13 protein-coding genes are annotated in these 21,321 nt (G+C 72.6%); 7 read left to right on the forward strand and 6 right to left on the reverse strand.

Annotated features, from left to right (window positions below):
• Positions 1 to 21 precede the first annotated feature (21 nt).
• Positions 22 to 1,116 carry a DUF917 domain-containing protein gene (locus tag KYT88_RS12710; protein WP_237583675.1) on the forward strand — a complete coding sequence of 365 codons (1,095 nt, stop codon included), beginning with the start codon at positions 22 to 24 and terminating at the stop codon, positions 1,114 to 1,116.
• Positions 1,117 to 1,124: 8 nt separating this feature from the next.
• Positions 1,125 to 2,681: a PucR family transcriptional regulator gene (locus KYT88_RS12715; protein ID WP_237583676.1), complete on the forward strand. Its 1,557-nt coding sequence runs from the start codon at positions 1,125 to 1,127 to the stop codon at positions 2,679 to 2,681.
• A 36-nt stretch (positions 2,682 to 2,717) separates the two neighbouring features.
• Here the strand turns inward: KYT88_RS12715 and proA are convergent, their stop codons facing one another.
• Both proA and KYT88_RS12725 read right to left on the reverse strand, forming a co-directional pair.
• Entirely contained in the window at positions 2,718 to 9,455 is a 6,738-nt protein-coding gene (gene proA, locus KYT88_RS12720) for an anti-phage protein ProA (RefSeq protein WP_043583285.1), read from the reverse strand.
• A gap of 163 nt (positions 9,456 to 9,618) precedes the next feature.
• Positions 9,619 to 10,842 carry an exonuclease domain-containing protein gene (locus KYT88_RS12725; protein WP_043583283.1) on the reverse strand — a complete coding sequence of 408 codons (1,224 nt, stop codon included), beginning with the start codon at positions 10,840 to 10,842 and terminating at the stop codon, positions 9,619 to 9,621.
• 234 nt (positions 10,843 to 11,076) lie between these two features.
• On the opposite strand from KYT88_RS12725, the gene KYT88_RS12730 reads away from it, so the two are divergent.
• The 4 genes from KYT88_RS12730 (at position 11,077) to KYT88_RS12745 (ending at position 15,138) form a co-directional block, all read left to right on the forward strand.
• On the forward strand, positions 11,077 to 11,859 hold the full coding sequence (locus tag KYT88_RS12730) for an L-threonylcarbamoyladenylate synthase (protein ID WP_043583281.1): 783 nt from the start codon (positions 11,077 to 11,079) through the stop codon (positions 11,857 to 11,859).
• Between the two features lie 355 nt (positions 11,860 to 12,214).
• A complete protein-coding gene (locus tag KYT88_RS12735; protein ID WP_043583279.1) occupies positions 12,215 to 12,565 on the forward strand; it encodes a histone-like nucleoid-structuring protein Lsr2 in 351 nt (116 codons plus the stop codon).
• Between the two features lie 219 nt (positions 12,566 to 12,784).
• Positions 12,785 to 14,140, forward strand: coding sequence for a hypothetical protein (locus KYT88_RS12740; protein ID WP_051629175.1), 1,356 nt, complete (start codon positions 12,785 to 12,787; stop codon positions 14,138 to 14,140).
• A gap of 233 nt (positions 14,141 to 14,373) precedes the next feature.
• Complete coding sequence (locus tag KYT88_RS12745) at positions 14,374 to 15,138, forward strand: AfsR/SARP family transcriptional regulator (RefSeq protein ID WP_043583276.1); 765 nt, start codon at positions 14,374 to 14,376, stop codon at positions 15,136 to 15,138.
• A gap of 41 nt (positions 15,139 to 15,179) precedes the next feature.
• Here the strand turns inward: KYT88_RS12745 and KYT88_RS12750 are convergent, their stop codons facing one another.
• From KYT88_RS12750 to KYT88_RS12765, 4 genes are all read right to left on the reverse strand, one after another.
• On the reverse strand, positions 15,180 to 17,252 hold the full coding sequence (locus tag KYT88_RS12750) for a prolyl oligopeptidase family serine peptidase (RefSeq protein ID WP_043583274.1): 2,073 nt from the start codon (positions 17,250 to 17,252) through the stop codon (positions 15,180 to 15,182).
• A gap of 34 nt (positions 17,253 to 17,286) precedes the next feature.
• A complete protein-coding gene (locus tag KYT88_RS12755; RefSeq protein ID WP_012039154.1) occupies positions 17,287 to 17,784 on the reverse strand; it encodes an HNH endonuclease in 498 nt (165 codons plus the stop codon).
• A 359-nt stretch (positions 17,785 to 18,143) separates the two neighbouring features.
• Positions 18,144 to 18,986: a C40 family peptidase gene (locus tag KYT88_RS15960; protein WP_275450915.1), complete on the reverse strand. Its 843-nt coding sequence runs from the start codon at positions 18,984 to 18,986 to the stop codon at positions 18,144 to 18,146.
• A gap of 405 nt (positions 18,987 to 19,391) precedes the next feature.
• The gene (locus KYT88_RS12765; RefSeq protein ID WP_012039156.1) at positions 19,392 to 20,090 is read right to left on the reverse strand and encodes an iron-dependent transcriptional repressor DtxR; all 699 of its coding nucleotides are present in this window, start codon (positions 20,088 to 20,090) and stop codon (positions 19,392 to 19,394) included.
• Between the two features lie 108 nt (positions 20,091 to 20,198).
• On the opposite strand from KYT88_RS12765, the gene serC reads away from it, so the two are divergent.
• Positions 20,199 to 21,317, forward strand: a complete 1,119-nt coding sequence (serC, locus tag KYT88_RS12770) for a phosphoserine transaminase (RefSeq protein ID WP_043583270.1) — start codon at positions 20,199 to 20,201, stop codon at positions 21,315 to 21,317.
• Positions 21,318 to 21,321 lie beyond the last annotated feature (4 nt).

The raw sequence follows: 21,321 nt of genomic DNA on the forward strand, positions 1-21,321 counted from the left end.
CCGGGTGCTACCGTGACGCCCGTGAGCCGGGACCTGGGAGTCGACGAACTCCCCGACCTCGTCTCGGGGCTCCTCCTGCTGGGCTCGGGCGGGGGCGGCGACCCGCGGATCCTCGCGGCCGCCACCGCCCGCCAGCTGCGGGACGCGCCCGTGCGCGGCCTCGGGCTCGACGACCTCGACGCCGACGACCTCGTGGTCCCCGTGGGCTACATCGGATCCACCTCCGTGCTGCGCGAGAAGCTCCCGTCCGGCACGGAGCTGGCCGAGGCCGTCGAGGCGCTCACCCGCTGGACGGGCACGCCGCCCGCCGCGCTCATGGCGCTCGAGATGGCGGGCGTCAACGGCCTCGCACCTCTCTCCGCCGCCTCGACGCTCGGCCTCCCGCTCCTCGACGCCGACCTCACCGGACGCGCGCTCCCCCGGATCGACCAGTCGAGCCTCGTCGTCTCCGGCCGCGCCATCTCGCCGTGCGCCGTGACCGAGCCGGGAGGCCGCACCATGCTGCTGGACGGGGTCACCCCCGCCGAGGTCGAGGCCCTGCTCCGGCTCGTCATCGCGCACTCCTCCGGCTGGGCGGCGCTCGCCCTGCCGCCGCAGCGTGCCGCCGACCTCCGCGAGTCGGCGATCCCCGGCACCGCCGAGCGCGCGCTCCGGCTCGGCCGCGCCCTCCGCGCGGCCGACGGCGCCGGCACCCCGGCCGGGCTCGCGGCGGCGCTCGGCGGCGCGCTCCTCGGGCACGGCCGCATCGTCGACGTGGTCACCTCGCCCCGCCCGGGCCGCTTCGACGTGACGACGGTGAGCGTCGTCGACGAGTCCACCGGCGCGGTCATCCGGCTCGAGGCCGAGAACGAGTTCGTCATCGCGCTCGTGGACGGCCGGCCGGTCGCCGCGTCACCCGAGATCATCGCCGTCGTCGCCGTCCCCGGCGCCTCCGTGGCCGGGGCCCGCGTCCTCCTCGTCGACGATGCGCGGCCCGGCGCCCGCGTCGTGGTCGTCGCCCTCGACGCGCCCGCGTGGTGGACCGCGACGCCCGAGCGCCGGGCCGCCGTCTCGCCCGCCGCGTTCGGGTTCGGGCGGGTCGACGCCGACGCCGACGCCGTCGGTGCTCCCGCGTGATCCGGCCGGTGCCCCTCTCCGCGCTGCTCGACCACGCGTCGCTCGCGGACGTGCGCCGGGTGGCGGGGACGGCGGATCCCGCGGTGTCCGGCGTCCGCGGCGTGCGGATGGACGCGCCCGCGGACGGCGCGACGGCCGGCGGCACCGACAGCAGCGGCGGCGACGGCGCGGGCGACGTCCTCGTCGTCCTCGACCGCGCCGAGCGCACCACCTGGCGCTTCGACGCGCGGCTGCGCCGGCTCTCAGACCGGGGCGTCGCGGCCGTCGTGCTCGACGCGGCCGTCGCGGTGGATCCCGCGACCTCCCTCCTCGCCGCCCGCCTCGGCATCGTGGTCCTCGCCTGCGACGACGCGTGGGCGACGTCCATCGCCCTGCACGACCGCCTCGGCGACGCGCGGGCCGCCGCCGGCCGCGCCGCGCTCGACGCCGTGTCCGCGGTGTCCGACGCGGGCCGGGATCCGGCGGACGCCCTGCGCGCCGCCGCCGCGATCCTCGGGCGCCCCGCCCTCCTCGTCGACTCCTCCGGCCGCGTCCTCGCACCGGAGGGCGCCGCGCCCTCCCCCGCGGCGCACGCGGCCGTCGCTGCCGGCCTCCCCGGCCACGTCGACGCGCGCCCCGTCGGCGAGCGCGGCACCCTCGTCACCGCGCCCGTGGACTCGGGGCTCACGGCGCCGAGCTGGCTCGTGGTGGAGGTGCCCGGATCCGTCGTCGCCGAGGTCGAGGCCGTCGCCGCCGCGCTCCCCGTCGTCGCCCTCGCGGTCGGGCACCGCCTGTCGCTCCGGCGCGTGGTCGACGAACGCGAGGCCCGCTGGCGCATCGCGCTCCTCGGCGAGCTCCTCGAGGCCGGCGACTCCCCCGGCGCCGGGCTCCTGCGCCGCGCGCTCGAGCTGGGCTGGCGCGTCGAGGGCTGGCACATGGGGATCCGCGTCGTGTCGCGCCAGGACGCCGACCTCGTCGGCCGCCGCTACGAGCTCATCGAGGCGCTGGCCGCGGAGGGCCTCGACGTGGGCGTGGTCGAGCAGGGCGACGGCTGGGCCGCGTGGATCTCCTTCGCGCTCGAGCCCGACGTCCCGACGGCGCACGCCGCGGCCCGCGCGGTCCGCCGCGCCCAGCAGCGCTGGGACGACGACCTGCCGAGCGACGTCGGCGTCGGCCGCGTGCACCGCGGCCCCGCGGGCATCGCGCGCTCGCTGGCCGAGGCCGCGGACGCCGCCCGCCTCGCCGCGTCCCGCCCGCAGTCCGGCCGCTTCCTGCACGTCGACCGCCTCGGCCTCGCCCAGCTCCTCCTCGCCTGGACGCGGACGGACACATTCCAGCCCGCGGCCCTGGAGCTCCTGGCGCCGCTGCGCCGCCAGACCACGGGCGACCTGCTCGCCACGCTCGCGACCTACCTCGACGCGGAGTCCTCGGTCGCGGAGACCGCCTCGATCCTGGCGGTGCACCGCAACACCGTGGCCGAGCGGATCCAGCGCGTCCAGCGCATCCTCCAGGTCGACCTCGCCGACGCCGAGACGCGCCTCGCCCTGCACCTCGCGTGCCGCACGGTGCTGGCGGCGGAGGGCTAGGGCTCAGCCCGGCCGCCCCGCACGACGACGGTCGCGCTACCGCCGGGACCGCACGCGTCGGGATGCATCCACCTCCAGCCGCCCGTCGCGGACGCAGGCCTCGAGGGACTGGTCGAGCCGATCCACTATCGATGCGGTGAGCCGCTTGCCTCCGAAGCAGGCGATCGTCCTCCTCATGATCGACTCCAGCTCGACCCATTCCCCGGTCGCGACGAAGGACATCGCGTTGGAGATCTCTGCCGTGGGCACGAGTTCGAGAGGACGCGGAGCATCGCCGTCAGGCCTCCTGAATGCGCGCCAGCTCAGCGGATCGACGCCCACAGGCCACAGGACCCCGCGGCCGCCGGCGTGACGATATCGAGTCGGGACGAGGTCGAGGATGGCACGCTGACGTGAGGCGTGGACCTTCCCGAGGCCGAAGGCGGACGCGACCGCCTTCGCCAACCTCTCCTCGACCACCGGTCCCTCTGCGCTCATGACCTCGTCGATGACCGCAACGACCGCGTCTCGCGATGAGGTCTCGTGGAGCGTGTCCAACGTCATGACAGTGCCGGCGATCCGGGGAGTCCATGACCGGAACGGCAGCACCGGTCCTCCATCATCGGGGGTCTCCGCGACGACGACGTCCACCTCCGCCGCCGCTTCGATGACGAGAGCCGCGTCCTCGAGCACCGAACGATCCGGGCGGCTCGCGGAGGCCGCGGCGACCGGCGCTGGCCGCGCGACCGTGCCGAGCAGCACGGGCGCTGCCTGAGAGGGGAGGCACTCGTCCTGATCAGCCGCGCCGTCCGGGACGCCGCTCAGGAGGCCCCGCCCGGTGTCCCCGTGAAGGTCGTCAGCGGCTCCGGACGAGGAGCCGGCACGGGCTAGGGCGTCGGGATCCCGGGGGTCATGCGAGGGCGCGATCGCAGCGAGACCAGGGGCCGGGGCGTCCTCCACGTCGGTCGCCGCCGGCGCCTCCAGCGAGGCGACCAGACGATCGAGCACTCCTTCCCGGTCGCTCAACCACTCGGGCAACCACACGCGTTGCACAGCCGGCCACTTCATCAGCGCCGCGAGCACCTCGAGCGGCAGGGCGTCACGGTCGGCGACCGTCCCCCGCCCCGCCCACCCCGGACCGTCGAGGAGCACCGCCAGGACGGGTTCGCCCGGACGCGTCGCGGAAGCGACCGTGAGGTCCACCTTGAAGTCGGAGAGCCCGACATCCGTCCCCACTTCCGCACCGCGATGGCGGAGCGCCTCAGCGACCTCCTCCCGATGACGGTCCGTCGTCGTCATGTCCTTCGCCGACCCGTACACCGCTGCGGCACCGCGAGCGGCGACCTCGAGGTACGCGCGGAGGTCGCGGATGCCTCGCGACGTGGTCTCCTCGGCGCGCAGGTCCGAGGGATCGAAGCTGCAGAACAGGATGACCTGACGCCGCGCCCGCGTCACGGCGACGTTGAGCCGCCTCTCCCCGCCGAAGTTGGTCAGGGGACCGAAGTTCAACGGCAGGATCCCCTTGTCGTTCTTGCTGAACGCGATGGAGAACAGGATGGAGTCCCGTTCGTCTCCCTGCACGTTCTCGAGGTTCTTGACGAAGAGCCCGTCCCCTGACGAGTCGAGCGCCTCGACGATCCTGTCATCGCCGCTATCGCGGAGCAACGACTCGATAAGCGTCCGCTGCTGCGCGTTGAACGTCACGATGCCGACGGAGGGCGTCTCATCGGGAGACGCGTCGAACCGCAGCCTGATCTCCTCGACGATCGCCTCCGCTTCGACCCTGTTGGTCCTCAAGGTCCGAGCAGGACCCGACCTCAGGAACTGACCGTCCAGACGCCGGAAGGAGATGCCGTGACCGTCGATCCCCCCGTCGACCGATCCGTGCGCCGGTGCGGGGAAGGACGTGAGCTGGTCGTCGTAGTAGTGGCGGTTGCTGAAGGCGATGAGCGATTCATCCTGGCTCCGGTAGTGCCACGACAGCCAGCGGCTCTCGACGCGCGCCTGCGCGCACTCCGCGAGGATCGACTCCTCATCGCGCGTGATCACGTCCTCGAGTCGCGAGTCCTCGTCGTCGTCGTCGATGGTGGCCTCCGCGAAGGACGTCGGCGGCATCTGCCGGCTGTCGCCGACCACGACGACGGACGTGCCGCGACCCATCGCTCCGACAGCGTCGGCCACACGAACCTGGGAGGCCTCATCGAAGACGACGATGTCGAACTGGTCCGCCCGCGCGGGGAAGAAGCGGGCTACGGAGTCCGGGCTGACGAGCACGCAGGGAGTGAGGGCCGTCACAAGATCGCCGTACTGCGTCATGATCTCGCGGACCGACATCCGACCGCGCTGCTTCTCGATCTCGGAGAGGAAGCGACCCGTCCGACCTGCAGCGGTCTGGCGGTCGAACCCGCGAGCCGCGATGAGCTCGGCGGGGATCGATCGAGGGAGGTGCCCGCGCACAGCACGCGCGGACGACGTGTAGCGCTCGATCTCCCGCCCATGGGCGACGGGGTCGAATGCGTCGAGCCCCGTGGCGCGGGCGCGCTCACGAAGACCGGCCTCGGCGATCCCCCGCTCGAAGGCCTCGGACGCGGCGTCCGCGTCCACCGCCCCCGTGCGCAGCAGCTCGTGCGCCGCGTCCAACCCGGCGGCTCGAAGGGGGGCAAGCGCCGCGCACCACTCCGACCAGGCGCGCGCCGACACACCCCCGACCGACTCGGGATCCCTCCGCGTGCCTGTGGCGTGCAGGTGCGCGAGGACCGGTCGCCCACCAGCCCAGGTATCCCATGAAGCCCTATCGGTGCCGGGGAGCGCCACGACAGGCTCGAGCGCAGCGATGATCGACTCCACCTTGTCGGCCAGGTCGGGGCGAGCAGGACGGTCCTCGACCGCGACCTGCTCGAGAGCCAGCCGGAAGGACGCCGCGCCGGGGAGCGCTCTGGCCGGATCGGTGACCGAAGCGAGCCACGTCAGCCACGCGATCCGCTGCTCGACGTAGTCGCGGTTCGGCTCGTGGAAGAGATCCCACTCGCCGGCGATCCCCAGACCCGAGAGGTCACGGACGCTGCTCTGGATGGACAGCACCGCGTGTCGCAGCTCGATCGCCCGTTCCGCCCTCTGCACGAGCGAATCGGGATCGAGATCAGCTCCGGGCAGGAGGAACGGCGCGAGACGCGCAGCCACCACCTCGACCCTCTTGCGCCTTCCGAAGAAGCCCGACTCCTGAGCTGCCTGCGCGTCGTGTCTGAGCCGCTCCAGATCCAGGCCGAGCACGTCAGACGCGAGCTCACTCAGCACATCGGGGAAGCGGGCGGGCAGCGCCTGGATGTCCGCGCGCAGCCGCGCGGCGGCGGGAGCCCAGTCACCTCCTCGGATCTCCGCCAGCACGCGTGGGTGGAGAGGATCGGATCGGAGCACCGCTGCGAGCGCAGTCAGGTCCCCGGCATCACGCGCGACCCCGACGACCGGCGACAGCTCGTGATGCGTCCACGCGTCATCGAGGCATGCACGCAGCGTCGCCATCGCCGACTCGACCCGTTCCGGGTCGACTTCGAGGCCGGGAGCAGGGTCGATGAAGGACCACGGATGGTCCGCCTGGGGTCGCGCCCGGCGAGCGTGGTCGGGGAGCTCGCGGAGCACGCGCCGGATCCCCTCCAGCTCCTCCGCCGTCAGCGACCCCGCTACCCGTTCGGAGACGGGGAGATGAGGGCCCGGCTCCTGCGAGAGCTCCGCTTCGTGCGATGCGTAGAAGCTGCGACCCGAGGGATTCGGCTCATGGAGCTGATCCGCATAGCGGGACAGGCGCCGCCGTGACGCGTCCATCCTCTCGACCGAGGTCAGCAGCCCCTGCCGATCCGAGCGGCCTCGCTGCGCCAACGACGTGCGCAGGTGCTCACGCAGCGCGGCCGGCTTGCTCCCCTTGTCGTGCAGGTCGAGAGTGAAGGGACCGAGCCCGGCGCTCGTGAGACGTCGATGCACAACATCCAGGGCAGCGCGCTTCTCCGCGACGAAGAGCACCCGCTTGCCGTCCCGGACCGACTTCGCCACCAGGTTCGTGATGGTCTGCGACTTCCCCGTGCCAGGTGGGCCCTCCAACACGAAGGTCCGCCCTGCAGCCGCGGCGGCGACGGCGGCCGCCTGGGACGCGTCAGCAGAGACCGGGAGCTCCGTGAGCAGCCCGTCCAGATCCGGATCGACCCCGGCGACGGCATCGGCAGCGTGCATCGCGGGATCACGGAAGGGCTCCGTGGGCGTCTCGATCAGATGCCGCACGAGCTCGTTCGACGCCAAGGCCTCCCAGTTCTCGTCGAGGTCCTTCCAGAGTCGGAACTTCGCGAACTGGAGGAGCGCCAGATCGACCGATGTGTCGACGTGAGCGTCGAGTCCTGAGGCGAGCACCGAGAGCCGTGTCTCACGGAGGACCGCGTCGACGTCGATCCCCGACCCATCGAAGACCGGATCCGCGAGGGCGGGGATGCGGAGTCCGTGCTCAGCCTTGAGCTTCTCGAGCAGGCAGTAGTTGGGGGTGGAGGCCCCGGCGTCGTCGAGGACGATCTGGTATCCGCCTGTCCGCCCCTTCGGCTTGAGCGTGACCGGGACGAGGATCAGCGGCGACCGCACGGTCCTGTCCTTGATGCGCCAGACCAGCGAGCCGATGGCGACGTAGAGGTTGTTCGCTCCGGTCTCGTCGATCACCGTCTTCGCCTTGTGCGCGAGGGAACGGAGCACGCGCGGAGAGGCGTCCTCCGTCGCGTCCGTGTAGAGCTGTCGACGATTGCGGAACAGGGCGATGCGGTCGTCGGCGGGAATGTCTCGCCCCCGCTGCATGCCGCGTTGCTTGAGGACCTCCGGCAGCGCGTCCGCGGCGAGGAGATCGATGGGCTTCCCTGAGTTCAGGACGTCCTCGAACTCCGCGAGCCCCTCCTCCGCGACGTGCAGCGGGAAGCGGGCACGGTCACTGAAGTTGATCAGCCGATTTCGCAGGCTGAGGTCCAGCAGCGCGTTCTTCCACCTCTGCACCCTCGGCGGGACGACCTCCGCGCGCACGCCTCCAGCGGCTTCGTCTCGTCGCGATGGCACGTAGTCCGCGGGACGCGAGTGCGCCGCTTGATACTCCGTCACCACGATCGTGCCGTCCTCGCCTTGCGAACGCGCGGGAAGGGGAAGGATGCGGCTCCGGCGGGCCTGATGGACGTCCGTCACACCGACGAGGCCGTGCAGCTCACCGGTGAGGTGCTCCTCGACGGGATGCATGCGGATCCGCCGGAGGGTCTCGTCGAGGTGGTCCTCCGTCAGCATCGTGGTCTCGAGGACGGCCACGTAGTCCGTCCGCACGAGATCGGGCAATGCGGAGCCGCTGGTCGTCGCCGGGCTCGCGAGCCCGCTCTCCTCGCGCCAGTAGCCGACGAAGGCGTGCCCGGTGACGATCACGAGGAGAGGCCGGATGCCGACGCTCTCCATGGCCGCGGCCAGGGTCACCGCCGTGTCGAGGCATGTGCCGAGCCGGCCCTCGAGCACCTCACCCGGCGTGCGCACGGTCTGACCCTCGTCGGACCAGCTGGCCGGAGGCAGGCTGTAGCGGATGCGCCTGTTCCTCATGGCCTGGGCGAGGGCGTCCACGGTCGAGTCGACACGATCCGGACCGTATTCGTAACCCACGAAGGATCCGCTCCCCGTCTCGGCGACGAGCAGCTCTGCCGCCTCCTGCGCGAGCGCGGTGATGGCGGGGTGGTTGGGTTGGACGTGCGCGGCGATCATCTCGAGCGACATCTGGGTCGGCACGGCCAGCCACTGATGAGCGGCCAGGAGCAGCACCTGGGTGGATCCGCGGCCGACGTCGCGGCCGGAGTGGTGCACGGTCACCACGATCTCCGCCGGCCGGGCCTCCTCGATCCGCAGCATCGCCGCGGGGTCAGCTGAGATGTCGAGGCGCGGCACGACCGTCTCCGCCCCTGCCGCGAGATCGACGTAGTACTCGCGCGGTTCTCCGACGGGACCGTCGGCCGAAGTGATGCCGACGGTGAGCCGCGCACCCCGGAGCGACATGCTCCTGCTGGTCAGGCGGATCTCTGAGATCACGTTGAGGCGATTGTGCGCCATGGCGTAGCTGATGACGGGTCCGCAGTCGATCTCGACGTGCACGTCGGCCGGAGGCGGCGGCACGGGGACGGGTCCGTCTGATCGCGGGACGTCGAGGCGTCGATCCGCGGCGCGGGGTCCACCGCGCGACGATGCGCCTGCCGTGGTGCTGTCCTCCTGGACCCCTCCAGGGGGCTGCGTGCCCCGGCGCGGAGGGACCTGGGGCGGAGGCACACGGTCTCCCGAGGAGGAGCCAACGGTAGCGGGTGCCGACTCGGCGACGAGACGGAGCTGGACCTCCCGTCGCAGATCCCTCGCGGCCTCGGCTGCGTCATCCGCTCCGACGAGCGCGAGCAGACGCTGCGTCGAGTCGACCGCCCGATAGGCATCGTCGTGGTCGGCGTTCGTGCTGTGCGCCCACGTGTTGCGGATCTCGCGCAGCTCCCCGGCGAGCCGTGTCCCCGTGCGCCCCAGCAGCGTGTCGAAGGGGCGATGGAGCGTACCCAGCGATTCCGTCATCAGGCGGAGGAGGACCTGCACGTCGTCCTCGCGGTAGACGCCCCCCGACCGACCGCTGGCTTCGTCGCGCGCGGCCAGGAGGTCTGCCCACGACATGCGGGGAAGGAGGTGCGGACGCAGCGTCTGCTCCACGATGGGCGGCAGGGCCTGGGACAGCAGCGCGAGAGCTCGTCCGACGTACTCGTGACCGGTGGTGCTCACGCACGCCTCCTCATTGCGACGGGCAGGAGGCACGGGCCCCGCCGGGCAACGGGCCGCCGATTGTCCCTCGGGTGGTGAATTGATCGTCGCACAACCGAGCTGCGGCCAGCGTGGCGCAGTGTGACCAATGCGAGGGGTCCGCATGACGTCGCCCCACGGCGGCTCAGCCCATCAACACGAGCAAGGACGGCTCATCCACGATCTGTATCCCGTACTGCCTGGCCTTCTGAGCCTTGCCCGACAGACTGTCCGGGTCCGCCGCGACCAGCAGAGTCGTCTTCTTCGTCACGGCGCGAGCGACCTGGGCTCCCGTCGCCATCACGCGCTGCTCGAGCTGCTCACGCGTCTGCGACATCTCACCCGTCAGCACCACCACGTCGCCCGCTCCGATGCGCCGCGTCCGCGGCTCCGCACGGACCTCGGCCATGCGGGGCACGCGCAGCGCCTCCTCCCTGGCTGACGACGGGACGTCGAGCATCGTCCCCACGGCGGAGATCTGCCGGCGTTCGGAAGGCGAGAGCACGCCATCCCTCCATGCCGCGTCGACGAGGGCCGAGAAGTAGCGCGTCTGCAGATCCCTGCGTGCTCGGTCGCCGAGGCCCACGGACCGGGCGAGCTCGTGCAGCTGGTCCGACTCGTCGAGGGACAGGTAGCCGTCGGCGAGCGCCTGGTCGAGCATCCCGGCGTACGCGATCTCGGCATGGCTTCCCGCTAACGGCGCGGCATGATCCGTCGCCCGATCGAGGAGCTCGGGCGTGGAGACCGCCGTTCCCCCGCGCGACCGCGCGAGCCAATCCGCTGCGGGATGCGCCGGAGCCGGCCACGGGGCACGCGCGGCGAAGTCACCCCACTGCTCCCACCACCGACGGTCGTCCTGATCGGCGTCGAGGTAGGCCGAGAGCAGCTGCGCGGTGGCACGGGCATCGGCCAGCGCCTCATGCGCGTCCTCGAGCGTGATGTCGTACGCGGCGCAGCAGTCGGCCAGCTTGCGGCCGGAGCCCGGGAGGTACGTACCCGCCAGCTTCATGGTGCACAACGCCCCGTCATCGTCGACGGGCGACCTCAGCCCGAGGCGGGCCATCTCCGCGCGGAGGAACGTCGTCTCGAACCGGGCGTTGTGCGCGACGAGCACACGTCCTCGGAGCAGCTCGACGAGGCGTCCCGAGACCGCGGCGAACGACGGCGCATCCCGCACATCGGCGCCCCGCAGGCGATGGATGTGCGTGGGCCCGAGGTCCCTCGACGGGTTGATGACCGTCTCGAAGGAGTCCTCCATGGTTCCGTCCGGCGCGACGTGCACGACGCCGACCTCGATGATCCGATGATGGTGCGCCGGGGAGAGCCCGGTCGTCTCGAAGTCGATCACCGCGTATCCGCCGTGGGCCATGTCGTTCCTCTCGTCTCCGCCAGGCTGACACGCGGCGGGAGGACCGGCCCTTCATCGCCCCGCCCCAATCGGGGTCACACCGCCCTCCCCTGTGGACGCTCACCCGCTCCACCCAGCCGCCGCGCCTACCGTCGACATCACCGCTCATCCGCCGCACGCGCGGCTGCGCGCATCCCGGCCCGACGCAGGTGCGTCCGGCGGCCCCACTCCGACACGCACGAGAGGCACGCGCCCATGACCGACACCACCCGCACGATCCCCTGGGACGGCACGCTCGACGAGCGCGCCGCCCAGGCCCTCGAGGCCCCGGGAGGCCTCGTCGTCGCCGCCACCAAGGTCGGCTACATCCTCATGACGACGGACGGCACCGGCCTCGAGCGCAAGTTCGACGCCAAGCAGCGCAACCGCGACAAGCCGGGCGTGGTGCTCTGCACGAGCATCGCGCAGCTGCAGGAGCTCGCCGTGCTGAACGACGAGATCCTCGCCTTCTACCAGGAGCACTGGGACGCCGACGTGCTGCTCGGCTGCATCCTCCCGTGGCGCGAGGACGCGAAGCACCTCATCCCCGACGAGATCGCCGGCCAGCTCGCCATGGACCGCCGGGGCACGAGCTGCTTCGTGATCCGCTTCGGCCGCCCCGCCGAGCAGCTCGCCGAGCGACTGTGGGAGAGCCGCCGCCTGTCGTTCGCGAGCTCCGCGAACCCGTCGGGCAAGGGCAACCGCGGGCGCGTCGAGGGCATCGGCGAGCGCATCGAGCAGCAGGCCGACGTGATCGTCGCGGCCGACGACTACGTCGCGTCCATCCAGCCCGGCCTCGACGAGACGAGCCGGCACGAGCAGGGCGTCATGGTCTCCATGGTCGACGCGTCCGGCGCGCTCATCCCCGAGCAGCGCGGCGAGCGCTCGGTCACCCCGAACCCGACGCTCATCCGTCGCGGGCTCGCGGTCGACGTCATCATGTCGGCGCTCGCCCGGTCGTTCCCGTCGTGGGACTACCGCCACGGCGAGTACTACTGATCCCGCCCGGATCAGCACCCACGAGGGCCCGCGGAGCACGTCTCCGCGGGCCCTCCCGCGTCCGGGCCGCGCGGGCGCACTTTTATTCCTCGGGTGGGGAGACCATGGAGCATTCCTCGGCGATATGCCTGACGCACACCGCGAGGACGCGCAGGAAACGCCCGCGATACCACGCCCCCGCATGGGGCGGAATGCGGGCGCAGCGCCCACGGAGACGTATCGCGATGCCATCTCCGCACGAATCGGACATGAATTCCTCCGGGATTCACGCGTGGTGTCGGATTTCCCGGGGAGAACGGGTATCGTGGCTCTCGCCGCATCATCTGATGCACCATCTGCAATGAGAGGAACAGACGTGGCTCGCAAGGTTGTCACCACGCTCGTCGACGACATCGACGGCGTCGTCATCGAAGAGGGAAAGGGCGAGACCGTCCCGTTCGCGCTCGACGGCGTGAATTACGAGATCGATCTGAGCGACGCCAACGCCGCGAAGCTCCGTGAGGCGCTCGACACGTACGTCGACCGCGCGCGCCGCGTCGGCCGCGCCTCCACCGGCCGCTCGGCCGGCTCGCGCCGCTCCTCCTCCAGCGCCCCCAAGGAGGACCTCGGCGCCGCCCGCGAGTGGCTCCGCGAGCACGGCCACAAGGTCTCCGAGCGCGGCCGCATCTCCGCCGACCTGCTCGAGGAGTACCGCGCCAACAAGTAGGCGACACGACGCGCGCACCGCGCGCAGCACGTGCGAAGAGGGCCGATCCGCCACAGGATCGGCCCTCTTCGTCGTCCCGCGGTGCCCCGTAATGAATTACGCAGCCCCGGAATACCGGGGCGCGGGAGGCGCGGCGCGCCGGGCGTCACGCGCGCGTCACGCCCGCGTCGCGGATCCGTCGCGGGGGCGCGAGCACGCTTGCCGAGAAGAAGGAGCACCGTGCCGAAACACCTCGCATCACCCGGGACCGCAATTCCCGCCCGCCGCCCGGGTCACCGCATCCGCGCACGCGTCCTCGCGTCCGCGGGCGCCGCGCTCATCGCGCTCGTCGCCGTCGTCGGCCTGACCGGTCAGATGCAGTCCGCATCCGCCGCCGTCTCCCCCACGACCACGAGCCAGTGCAACGACACCCCCAACGGCGGTGGCGACCAGGTCGAATGCGACGTGACGGTCGTCAACGAATTGAACGTCGCGACGCAGACCGGATCATCGACCGTCACCACCCGCGTGTGCGCCGGCGCCGCAGGAGCGGCTCCCCTCTGCACCACCACGGTGTCGCAGCGCGACGGGATCATCATCACCGCCGTCGAGCAGTGCAACGGCGTCGCCAACGGCGGCGGCAGCAATGTCATCTGCAACGTGGACATCACGAACAACATCGTCGGCGAGAGCACGACGACGCCCGCCACCGTGAACCAGTGCATCGGCTCCGCGACCGACGGCGCCGCGGGCGGCACCGCCTGCTCGCCGGTCTCGAACACGACCGGCGCCGACGTCACCCAGTGCAACGGCTCCGGCAACGGCGGCGGCGCCGCGGGTCGCGTGACCTGCACGGTCCCGACGTCCACCGAGACCTCCGCGCTCCTCGTCTCGGTCAACCAGTGCAACGGCTCCGGCAACGGCGGCGGCGCGACCGTCACCTGCGCCACGAACATCAGCAACTTCGTCACCGCGGTCGTGACGCCGACGCCCACGGCGACAGCGACGCCCACCGCGACCCCCACGGTCGAGCCGACCACGCCCGCGCCGACGCCCACGGTGCCCACGCCCACCCCGACGGCGCCCACCCCCACCCCGACGGTCCCGACGCCGACGCCCACCGCGCCGACCCCGACGCCGACCGCCCCGACTCCCACGCCGACGGCGCCGACCCCCACCCCGACGGCACCCACGCCGACGCCCACGGCGCCGACCCCGACTCCCACCGCTCCGACGCCGACCCCGACCGTCCCGACGCCGACGGCCACCGTGCCGACCCCGACGCCGACGGTCCCGACGCCGACCGCCACCGTGCCGACGCCCACCGCGACGGTCCCGACGCCCACCGCGACGGTCGGCACGCCGACCCCGGGCACGCCCACTCCGACGGCGGGCACTCCGACTCCGACGGCCGGGACGCCCACCCCGACGAGCACCACCGCCGCCCCGATCATCCCCGGAGGCACGACGCCCGGCGGATCGCTGCCGGTGACGGGCTACGACCCCACGCCGACCATCGGCTGGGGCCTCGCCGCCCTGGTCCTGGGTGCGCTCGGACTGGGCTGGAACGCACGACGCAGGTCCGTCCAGCGGTAGCCGCCCCGCGGATCCACTGAGGGAGCGCCCGACGACACGTCGTCGGGCGCTCCCTCGCGCCTAGCCCCAAAAGCACGCCCATGGTGGGCTTTCGTGCCCGAACGGATACGGTGGCCGCGATGGAGGTGCCGGATGCATGAGCGAGTCGACGGCGGATCCCTCCGCCGGACGTGCCGCCCACCCGCCTCCGCTCGACCCCTGGCCGCTCGCCCGAACCGCGACGGAGCGCCGTCGTGATCCGCGTCGACGTGCTCGGCGGCTTCCGCGTCGCGGGCCTCGGCACCGATCCGGCGTCCGCCTCCCCCGGCTCGGATCCGGCCGGAGCCGGGCTCTCCGACGGCACGAGGCGGCTCATCGCCGCGCTCGCGATCCGCGCCCGCCCCGCCGACCGCGGCACCCTCGCCAGCCAGCTGTGGCCCGACGCGCTGGACGGCCGTGCCGCGTCGAGCCTGCGCTCCGCCATAGCCCGCCTCGGCGACGGCGGCCGCGAGATCGTCGGCTCCGCACCCGGCGGGCTCGTGCTGCACGACGCGGTCGCCGTCGACCTCCGGACGGCACGCGCGACGGCCGCCCGCCTGCTCGAGCCTCGTCACGGGGAGCCGGACGACGCGGACATCTCGCCGGCCGCGGTGGCCCTCTTCAGCGCGGACCTCCTGCCCGACTGGTTCGAGGCCTGGCTGGAGCCCGCGGCGGAGGAGTGGCGGCACCTGCGCGTGAACGCGCTCGAGGCCCAGTCCCAGGCGCTCCTGGCCCGCGCGCGCCTGCACGAGGCGGCGGCAGCGGCCCGACGGGCCATCGACGTGGATCCCCTCCGCGAGACCGCGCAGCGCTGCCTCATCACCGTGCACGTGGCCGCGGGCAACCAGTCAGACGCCCTCCGCGCCTACGAGATCTACCGCACGCGCCTCGACCGCGAGGTGGGGCTCGAGCCCACGGCGATGCTGACCGACCTCGTGTCCGGCCTGCGCCCCCGCGCCACGGCTCGCCGCGTCGGCTGACGGCCGGACGGAGGCCGCACGTCACTCCGCGGCGCTACCGCTCAGGCGCCCGCCGGCACGCCCCCGAGCCGCTCCCACAGGAACGCGTGGATGAGCGACTGCAGGCGCGCCGTCGCGGGATTGTCCGCCGATCCGCCGTGGCCGCCCGCCGTGTTCTCGAAGTACCAGGCGTCCTCGACCCCGGTCTCGTGCAGCAGCGCGACCATCTTCCGCGCCTGCACCGGACCCACGCGATCGTCGCTCGTGGCCGCGTAGACGAGCGTCGGCGGGTACGCGACCCCCGCGCGCACGTTGTGGTACGGCGAGAAGGTCCGGATGAAGTCCCAGTCGGAGGGCACGTCCGGGTCCCCGTACTCGGCGATCCACGACGCCCCCGCCGACAGCCGCGTGTACCGCCGCATGTCGAGGAGCGGCACGCCGCAGACCACCGCGCCGAACAGCTCCGGGTACGTCGTGAGCATGTTGCCGACCAGCAGGCCGCCGTTGCTCCGCCCCTCGCAGCCGAGGCGCGCGGGCACGGTCACGCCGCGGGACACGAGGTCGCTCGCCACCGCGGCGAAGTCCTCGTACGCGCGATGGCGGTCCCCCCGCAGCGCCGCGCGGTGCCACGCGGGACCGTACTCGCCACCGCCGCGGATGTTCGCGAGCACGTACACGCCGCCGCGCGCCAGCCAGCCGCGGCCCCTGACGCCGCTGTACGACGGCAGCAGGCTGTTCTCGAAGCCGCCATAGCCGGAGAGCAGCGTCGGCGCGGATCCGTCGAGCGGCAGGTCCCGCGGACCCACCTGGAAGTAGGGCACGCGCGTCCCGTCGTCCGACACGGCGAAGTGCTGCTGCACCTCGAGGCCATCGGCGTCGAAGGACGCCGGCTGCTCCTTCACGGGTCGCGGAGCGCCCTCGCCGACCACGCCGTGCAGCAGCGTCGGCGGGGTGAGGAACCCCGTGACGGCGAGCCAGTACTCGTCGGTCTCGCGGTCGGTCGCGACGACGGAGACGGACGCGAGCGGCGTTCCCACGCGCACATCCTCCTCGCGCCACCCGGCGGGCCCCGCGGCGGCAGGCGGCGTCAGCACGCGGATCCGGCTCGCCACGTCCTCGAGCAGCGTGAGCACGAGGTGCCCCGCGGTCCACGCCCAGTCCTCGAGGCTCCGCGACGAGGTCGGCGCGAACAGCACGGCGAGCTCGCGGGAGCCGGCGAGGAAGTCGTCGAGGCGCGCCGCGAGCAGCGAGCCGGCGGCGTGCACGACGCCGCCGATCTCCGTGTCGGTGCGCGGACGCAGCACGAGCCACTCGCGGTGCAGGTCGACGTCGACGTCCTCGGGCACGTCGATGGGGACGGTACCCGCGTCCGTCAGCAGGAGCGTCCGGGACGTGAAGAAGTCGGGCACCTCGCGCACGACGTCGCGCTCGAAGCCGGGCGTGGGGTCGTGCGTGACGTGGACGAGCATGTCGGTGGCCGCGACCGCGTGCACCTCCGGCGCATCCGCCAGCGCCTGCCCGCGGCTCCAGCGGCGCGCGGTCCGGGCGTACGAGCTCTCGGTGAGGCTGCCCGGCCCGAAGTCGGTGCCGACGAAGACCGTGTCCCGGTCGATCCACGACACCATCGTCTTCGCGACCGCCACCTCGAATCCGTCCTCGACGAAGAGCCCGGTCACGAGGTCGAGCTCGCGGACGGCGACCGCGTCCCCGCCGTCCGGCGAGAGCGACACGAGCGCCCGGTCACGTTCGGGCGTCAGCAGCTGCGCCCGCGAGAACTGCCACGGGATCCCCTCGGCGGCGCCCAGCGCGTCGAGGTCGAGCAGCACCTCCCATTCCGGCGCCGGAGCCTGGTACTCGTCGAGCGTCGTGCGACGCCAGAGACCCTGCACGTGGTCGGCGTCGCGCCAGAGGTTGTAGAGGTGCTCGCCGTGCCGGGTCACGTACGGGATCCGCTCGTCCGACTCGAGCACCTCGAGCAGCTCACCCGTCAGCTCGGCGCGCGACCCCTCCGGGGACCGTCCGAGCGTCCGCTCGTTCTCCGCGCGCACCCACGCGAGGGCGCGGTCCCCGTGGATCTCCTCCAGCCAGAGGAAGGGGTCGTCGGGGGTCTCGGAGGCGCGAGCGTCGGCGGTCATCCCCTCAGCCTACGGAGGCGGGCGATCCTCGCGGTCAGGCCGCCGGCGCCAGGAACTCGTCCCACCCGGGCGCGGGCCGCTCCATCCCGCTGACCACCCAGCCGCTCCCCTGCGGGGCCCGCGGCGGCGTGCGCAGCGTCCAGCCCATCTCCTCGGGCGTGCGATCGCTCTTGCGGTTGTTGCACGACAGGCAGCAGGCCACGAGGTTCTCCCACGTGTCCTTCCCGCCGCGGGAGCGCGGGAGGACGTGGTCGATGGTGGTCGCGTTGCGGGCGCAGTACGCACACCGGCCGCCGTCACGGCGCAGGACCCCGCGCCGCGAGACGGGCACGCGACGCGCGTGCGGGATCCGCACGTACCGCGTGAGCAGGATCACGGACGGACGCCCCCACGCGCCGCCGTTCCCGAGGATCGGGTGCTCCTCGTCCTGGGCGAGCATGGTGGCCTTGCCGCTCAGCACGAGCACCAGGGCCCGCTTGAACGACACGACGGCGAGCGGCTCGAAGCCCGCGTTGAGTACCAGTGTGCGCACGACATCCCTCTCAGACCGGCCTGGACGGCTTCCAGGAATCCGAATGAGGCGTCCCGCCCCCGGGAACACGCGAAGGCACCGCCGAGTGCTCGGCGATGCCTTCTAGGAGAGCGGGTGACCGCTCGGGTGGAACAGGTGGCTGCCCATCCGGGGATGATGCCGATGGCCGTGGCGCACATGCGCATCCATGGTGCGGATGTCAGGTGCGGTGGTCATCGGGGCTCCCGGGCGGGTCGAGGGACGTCTCACCGGACAGGGTAGCCCAGCGTCCCCCGTTTGTCCCGGGGAACGCAGGAGGCCGGCGGCGCATCCCACAGGATGCGTGCCGCCGGCCTCCCGGGGTCGTGCTCGTGCCGGTGTCAGCCCAGGAGGCGCACGTAGTGCACGTTGGAGCTCCAGACCGGGCGCTCCTTGACGTGGTCGCCGGGCTTCGGCGCGTCGATCATGATGCCGTTGCCCGTGTAGATGCCGTCGTGGCTGCCGTCGTTCCAGACGACGATGTCGCCGGCGCGCGCCTGGGAGGCCGGCACCGTGACGCCGGCCGCACCCTGTGCCCGCACCGAGTGCGGGAGGTTGAGGCCGAACTGGGCGAACACGTACTGGACGAGGCCCGAGCAGTCGAAGCCGGCGGGGGTGTTCCCGCCGAAGACGTAGGGCACGTTGAGGTACTGGCGGGCGACGGCGGCGACGCCGGTGGCCGAGGTGCCCGGGTAGATCGGGTTCTGGGCGAGCTGCGACGCGGACGCGCCGTTGTACGTCGTGGCGGAGGACGCGAGCTGCGTGCGGCGCTGCTCGGCGAGGGCGGCACGAGCGGCCTCGGCCTTCTGCGCGTTGAGGTCGGCGACGGACGTGGCGGTGAAGCCCTCCTCGACCGGGGCGGACGACGCGTTGTCGGCGGTGACGACCTGCGCGTTGGCGGCCGTGTAGTCCTGCAGCGAAGCGCCCTCGGCGGACGAGGTGTGCTCGAGCTGGGATCCTGCGGCGTACGCGGGGATGGCCATGACGCCGACGAGGCCGGTGACGAAGGTCATCACGACGGCGTTGGCCGCCTTCGTGCGGCGCGAACGGCCGGCGGGCGCCGGAGCCGGGCTCAGGCGGGGAGCGGGAGCCTGGAGGGTGCGGGTCGCGGAGTCGCGGCGCGGGCGGACGGCCTTCGCGGTCTCCGCGGCGCGGAGCTCGCGGCGAGTGGGCAGACGATCCATCCCGGGTGCGGGCGGTCGAGTCGGGTCGGACGGGTTCCCGACGGAACCGCTGATGTCACCATGGGCCAAGTTGTCAACCTCCTGCGTCTCGACGCCGGACATGCTGGCGCCCCGTCCCTCCAAGGTCGTCGAGGGGTACTCATGCAGGGGACGGGTGTCGAGACGCCCTGCATCGGGCCCGGAACCTCTGTGGTGGTCGGTCGGGCCTGTTCGAGAGTAAGGGACGCGCTCCCGTTTGTCATCCTGAGGGACCATATTTCTAACGAATCCATAACGGCAGACGTCATCCTCACGACGGATGCCGGACGGAATCCCCGGTGAGGGCGGCGCGTTCCCCGTGTGTGCCCAGTCCGGGGGTGGTCCTGGGGATCCGCCCGCCGTCGACGCCGGGAACCCGACGTGGGGTCAGCGCTCGATGAAGATGTGCCCCGCGACCTCGAGCGGCAGCTCGAGCCCCGGTCCCGCCCCGTCCACCCGCACCAGGACGTACGCGCCCTCGCGGGAGAAGGATCCGGTCGCACCCGGCAGCACGCCGGCCTGCTTCAGCTGGGAGAGCAGCTCCGGGTCGAACTGCACGGGCTCGCCCAGCCGGCGGATCACGCCGCGCGCGGGAGCGTCCTCCGTCGTGCCGAGCGACGCCTCGACGATGCTCACGACGCCGGCCATGAACGCGACGGCGGGAGAGTCGCCCAGCTCGTCGAGCCCGGGGATGGGGTTCCCGTACGGCGACTCGGTGGGGTGTCCGAGCAGATCGAGGATCTTCCGCTCCACCTGCTCGCTCATCACGTGCTCCCAGCGGCAGGCCTCGTCGTGCACGAACTCCCACTCGAGGCCGATGACGTCGCTGAGGAGGCGCTCGGCGAGGCGGTGCTTGCGCATCACGTGGACGGCCTTGCTGCGGCCCTCCGGGGTGAGCTCGAGGTGGCGGTCGCCGCTGACGATCACGAGGCCGTCGCGCTCCATGCGGGCGACGGTCTGCGAGACGGTGGGCCCCGAGTGGCCGAGGCGCTCGGAGATGCGCGCCCGCAGGGGGACGATGGCCTCCTCCTCGAGGTCGAGGATTGTGCGGAGGTACATCTCCGTCGTGTCCACGAGATCAGTCATCGGGCCTCCCTTGCGCCAGGGACCAGCCTACTTCCCCGGGTGCCGGATGACCGGCTCGGGTCGTGGGACGCCCCGGGGCGGCGACGGACGGTCCCCTACCATTGCCGCATGCCAGCCACGACGATCCCCACCGAACTGCTGCCCCTCGACGGACGATTCGGCTGCGGCCCGTCCAAGGTCCGGCAGGCGCAGCTCGACCACCTCGCGCTCGCGGGCGCGCAGATCCTCGGCACCTCCCACCGCCAGGCGCCCGTGAAGGACATGGTCGGGCGCGTCCGCGACGGGCTCTCCCGGCTCTTCCGCCTGCCCGACGGCTACGAGGTCGTGCTGGGCAACGGCGGATCCACGGCGTTCTGGGACGCCGCGGCCTTCTCCCTCATCGAGCGCCGCAGCCAGAACCTCGTGTTCGGGGAGTTCGGCGGCAAGTTCGCGAAGGCCGCCGCGGCGCCCTTCCTCGAGGCGCCCGACGTGATCCGGGCCGATCCTGGGAGCCGCGCATCCGCGAACCCGGTCGAGGGCGTCGACGTGTACGCGTGGCCGCACAACGAGACCTCCACCGGCGTCATGGCGCCCGTCACCCGCGTCCACGGCGACGACGGGGCGCTCACGGTCGTCGACGCGACGAGCGCGGCCGGCGGCATCGACTTCGACGCGGCCCAGGCCGACGTCTACTACTTCGCCCCGCAGAAGAACCTGGCGAGCGACGGCGGCGTCTGGCTCGCGCTGTTCTCCCCGGCCGCCCTCGAGCGCGTGGAGCGCATCGCGGCGTCCGGCCGGTGGATCCCCGAGTTCCTGAGCCTCAAGAACGCCGTCGACAACTCACGCCTGGACCAGACGCTGAACACCCCGGCGCTCGCCACGCTGCTCATGCTCGAGGACCAGCTGGACTGGATCGACCGGGCCGGCGGCCTCGCCTGGGCCGACGCCCGCACGCGCGAGTCGTCGTCCGTCCTCTACGAGTGGGCGGAGCGCGTGGAGTACGCGCGGCCGTTCGTGACGGATCCCGCGCACCGCTCGCAGGTGGTGGTCACCATGGACTTCGACGACTCCATCGACGCGGCCGCCGTCGCGAAGACGCTCCGCGCCAACGGCATCGTCGACACCGAGCCGTACCGGAAGCTCGGCCGCAACCAGCTGCGAGTCGCGACATTCACGGCCATCGAGCCGGACGACGTGCGCGCCCTCGTGCGGTGCATCGAGTTCGTGGTGGAGCAGGGCGCAGGCTGATCCC

Origin of the sequence: Clavibacter sp. A6099 (assembly GCF_021919125.1) — a bacterium.
In the GTDB taxonomy this organism is placed as follows: domain Bacteria; phylum Actinomycetota; class Actinomycetes; order Actinomycetales; family Microbacteriaceae; genus Clavibacter; species Clavibacter seminis.

Bases quoted from the DNA above. Each gene is read 5' to 3' on its own strand.
- KYT88_RS12725 (WP_043583283.1), bottom strand. From the start codon at position 10,842: ATGGCCCACGGCGGATACGCGGTGATCGACTTCGAGACGACCGGGCTC.
- KYT88_RS12730 (WP_043583281.1), top strand. From the start codon at position 11,077: ATGACCGACACCACCCGCACGATCCCCTGGGACGGCACGCTCGACGAG.
- KYT88_RS12750 (WP_043583274.1), bottom strand. From the start codon at position 17,252: ATGACCGCCGACGCTCGCGCCTCCGAGACCCCCGACGACCCCTTCCTC.
- KYT88_RS15960 (WP_275450915.1), bottom strand. From the start codon at position 18,986: ATGGATCGTCTGCCCACTCGCCGCGAGCTCCGCGCCGCGGAGACCGCG.
- KYT88_RS12765 (WP_012039156.1), bottom strand. From the start codon at position 20,090: ATGACTGATCTCGTGGACACGACGGAGATGTACCTCCGCACAATCCTC.
- serC (WP_043583270.1), top strand. From the start codon at position 20,199: ATGCCAGCCACGACGATCCCCACCGAACTGCTGCCCCTCGACGGACGA.